Raw genomic sequence first — 625 nt, 5'->3', positions numbered from 1 at the left:
GACGTGACAATCGAATGTTTGTGGAAGCCGTCTTGTGGATCGTGCGGACGGGTTCGCCCTGGCGCGATCTGCCGGATGTGTTCGGTGATTGGAACAGCGTGTTTCGCCGCTTCAGCCGCTGGAGCCAGAAGGGTGTCTGGTGGCGTGTCTTCGAAGCCATGTCGGATGACGGTGACTTCGAATACCTGATCGTCGACAGCACTATTATTCGCGCCCACCAGCACGCCTCCGGTGCAAAAAAGGGGCTGAAGATCAGGCCCTTGGCCGTTCTCGCGGCGGCTTGAGCACCAAAATCCATATGGCCGTGCGTGGCCTAGGATGCCCTGTTCGTTTCGTCCTGACCGCCGGCCAGAAAGGCGATGCACCGCAAGCCGACCTCCTGATCGAAGAGCTGCCAGCCGAGGTCGTCATGGGCGATACGGCCTACGACAGCGACCGGCTACGCAAACTCATTGCCGACAAGGGCGCGCTAGCGGTCATCCCGAACAACCCCTCGCGTGCCAAGAAGTATCCGCTCGACAAGGAACTCTATGCTCAGCGCTATCTCGTCGAATGCTGCTTCTCAAAACTCAAGCAGTTTCGACGCATCGCAACACGATATGAGAAAACCGTTCGAAACTACAAA

At 57.9% G+C, this 625-nt stretch carries 1 pseudogene; it reads left to right on the top strand.

What is annotated here, in order from left to right:
• A pseudogene (locus G9X64_RS36060) lies at positions 1–625 on the top strand (IS5 family transposase); the annotation flags it as partial.

It is taken from the genome of Rhizobium sophorae (assembly GCF_013087515.1).
Lineage (GTDB): Bacteria > Pseudomonadota > Alphaproteobacteria > Rhizobiales > Rhizobiaceae > Rhizobium > Rhizobium sophorae.
This window is presented reverse-complemented; position numbering and strand designations above follow the sequence as displayed.